Genomic DNA, 986 nt, shown 5'->3' with positions numbered 1-986 from the left:
CACACGATGAGCACAAAAGCTTTGTGGTCAAGTCCTCGGCCTATTAGTACCGGTCAGCTCCACACGTTACCGTGCTTCCACCTCCGGCCTATCAACCCGGTCGTCTACCGGGAGCCTTACCCACTCTCATGGTGGGAGACCTCATCTCAAGGCGAGCTTCCCGCTTAGATGCTTTCAGCGGTTATCCCTTCCGAACGTAGCCAACCAGCCGTGCACCTGGCGGTACAACTGGCACACCAGAGGTTCGTCCGTCCCGGTCCTCTCGTACTAGGGACAGCTCCTTTCAAGTCTCCTGCGCGCGCAGCGGATAGGGACCGAACTGTCTCGCGACGTTCTAAACCCAGCTCGCGTACCGCTTTAATGGGCGAACAGCCCAACCCTTGGGACCTACTCCAGCCCCAGGATGCGACGAGCCGACATCGAGGTGCCAAACCATCCCGTCGATATGGACTCTTGGGGAAGATCAGCCTGTTATCCCCGGGGTACCTTTTAGCCGTTGAGCGACACCGCTTCCACATGCCGATGCCGGATCACTAGTCCCAGCTTTCGCTCCTGCTCGACCCGTCAGTCTCACAGTCAAGCTCCCTTGTGCACTTACACTCAACACCTGATTACCAACCAGGCTGAGGGAACCTTTGGGCGCCTCCGTTACTCTTTAGGAGGCAACCGCCCCAGTTAAACTACCCACCAGACACTGTCCCCGATCCGGATCACGGACCAGAGTTAGACGTTCAAAACGACCAGAGTGGTATTTCACCAATGACTCCACCATCACTAGCGTGACAGCTTCCCAGTCTCCCACCTATCCTACACAAGACGTTCCAAACGCCAATGTCAAGCTGTAGTGAAGGTCCCGGGGTCTTTCCGTCCTGCTGCGCGTAACGAGCATCTTTACTCGTAGTGCAATTTCGCCGGGTCTGTGGTTGAGACAGCGGGGAAGTCGTTACGCCATTCGTGCAGGTCGGAACTTACCCGACAAGGAATTT

Annotated in this window: 1 rRNA gene; it reads right to left on the bottom strand. The window is 56.6% G+C overall.

Features of this window, described 5'->3' with window-relative positions:
* Positions 1 to 23 precede the first annotated feature (23 nt).
* Positions 24 to 986 (bottom strand): 23S ribosomal RNA (locus tag IEY87_RS45300); the annotation flags it as partial.

The sequence above is a fragment of the Nonomuraea glycinis genome (assembly GCF_014646515.1).
Classification (GTDB): Bacteria; Actinomycetota; Actinomycetes; order Streptosporangiales; family Streptosporangiaceae; genus Nonomuraea; species Nonomuraea glycinis.
Note: the sequence above shows the minus strand (reverse complement) of the source record. Positions and strands in the feature narration are given on the sequence as shown.